Source organism: Streptomyces sp. NPDC059256, from assembly GCF_042753785.1.
In the GTDB taxonomy this organism is placed as follows: Bacteria; Actinomycetota; Actinomycetes; order Streptomycetales; family Streptomycetaceae; genus Streptomyces.
Window position 1 is genome coordinate 1 of the sequence record NZ_JBHYZO010000056.1, and the last position, 1,746, is coordinate 1,746.

Genomic DNA, 1,746 nt, shown 5'->3' on the forward strand with positions numbered 1-1,746 from the left:
CTAAAGGGTGTTGCAGAAGGTCCGTTTCGGGCAGGCCGGAGTGGTGCTTGGCCTGCTGTTTCACCGTGTCATGGCGAGGTTGTGCATGGCGGCGACGGCCTGGACTGCGTGGTGGAGGCCGTCGCCCCGCTGGCGGCAGTCACGCAGGATCTTCCAGTTCTTCATCCGGGCGAAGGTGTGCTCGACACGGGCTCGCACCCTTCGGTGTTCGGCGTTGTCCTCCTCCTGGCCGCGCAGGAGGGGGCGGCCGGCTCTCTTGCGGTGCGGGACGATCAGGCCGGTGCCGAGGTAGGCGCCGTCCGCGATGACCGTCGTACTCGCCGCCAGGGCGGGCAGGTCCGACTCGCGCCAAACATGTGCGTCGGCCTTGTTGCCTGGCGCGGGCCGGGCCGCCGCGATGACCAGGCGGGTATCCGCGTCGATGATGACCTGCACGTTTGCCGAGAACCGGTAGTTGCGGGACGAGGCGCCGACCTTGCGGTCGCGGACCGGAATCAGGGTCCCGTCCACGATCCACAACCGTTCGGGGTCCGTCACCGGTCGCGGAGCCCGCTCCAGCGCCAGCAACGGACGGAGCCGCTGGATGACCCGGCAGACCGTGGCGGCGGAGATCCCGAAGAGCGGGGCGAGCTGCCGCATCGTGAGGTTCGTGCGGTAGTACACGGCCACCAGCAGCACCCGGTCCGGCAGCGGCAGACACCACGGTCGGCCACCACCCGGCCCGTTCCCGCCCCGTTCGCGCACCGCCTTCACCAGCTTGGCGAACCGATCGATCCGCAAGCCCGTGAACGTCTCCACCCACACCGGCTCAGCCCGCAACACCCCACCCATACAGGCAAAATGCCCAGAACAGAGCCTTCTGCAACACCCTTTAAAGGGTGTTGCAGAAGGTCCGTTTCGGGCAGGCCGGAGTGGTGCTTGGCCTGCTGTTTCACCGTGTCATGGCGAGGTTGTGCATGGCGGCGACGGCCTGGACTGCGTGGTGGAGGCCGTCGCCCCGCTGGCGGCAGTCACGCAGGATCTTCCAGTTCTTCATCCGGGCGAAGGTGTGCTCGACACGGGCTCGCACCCTTCGGTGTTCGGCGTTGTCCTCCTCCTGGCCGCGCAGGAGGGGGCGGCCGGCTCTCTTGCGGTGCGGGACGATCAGGCCGGTGCCGAGGTAGGCGCCGTCCGCGATGACCGTCGTACTCGCCGCCAGGGCGGGCAGGTCCGACTCGCGCCAGACATGTGCGTCGGCCTTGTTGCCTGGCGCGGGCCGGGCCGCCGCGATGACCAGGCGGGTATCCGCGTCGATGATGACCTGCACGTTTGCCGAGAACCGGTAGTTGCGGGACGAGGCGCCGACCTTGCGGTCGCGGACCGGAATCAGGGTCCCGTCCACGATCCACAACCGTTCGGTGTCCGTCACCGGTCGCGGAGCCCGCTCCAGCGCCAGCAACGGACGGAGCCGCTGGATGACCCGGCAGACCGTGGCGGCGGAGATCCCGAAGAGCGGGGCGAGCTGCCGCATCGTGAGGTTCGTGCGGTAGTACACGGCCACCAGCAGCACCCGGTCCGGCAGCGGCAGACACCACGGTCGGCCACCACCCGGCCCGTTCCCGCCTCGTTCGCGCACCGCCTTCACCAGCTTGGCGAACCGATCGATCCGCAAGCCCGTGAACGTCTCCACCCACACCGGCTCAGCCCGCAACACCCCACCCATACAGGCAAAATGCCCAGAACAGAGCCTTCTGCAACACCCTTTAG

General features: G+C 68.6%; 2 protein-coding genes. Both read right to left on the reverse strand.

The features are described from left to right. Positions 1-60: 60 nt before the first annotated feature. Positions 61-831, reverse strand: a complete 771-nt coding sequence (locus tag ACFXJL_RS34775) for a transposase (protein WP_384699489.1) — start codon at positions 829-831, stop codon at positions 61-63. 100 nt (positions 832-931) lie between these two features. Continuing rightward, the gene (locus ACFXJL_RS34780) at positions 932-1,702 is read right to left on the reverse strand and encodes a transposase (protein ID WP_384699492.1); all 771 of its coding nucleotides are present in this window, start codon (positions 1,700-1,702) and stop codon (positions 932-934) included. Positions 1,703-1,746 lie beyond the last annotated feature (44 nt).

What these genes read in the sequence shown, in the direction of transcription:
- ACFXJL_RS34775 (WP_384699489.1), bottom strand. Translation starts at nt 831, where the DNA reads ATGGGTGGGGTGTTGCGGGCTGAGCCGGTGTGGGTGGAGACGTTCACG.
- ACFXJL_RS34780 (WP_384699492.1), bottom strand. Translation starts at nt 1,702, where the DNA reads ATGGGTGGGGTGTTGCGGGCTGAGCCGGTGTGGGTGGAGACGTTCACG.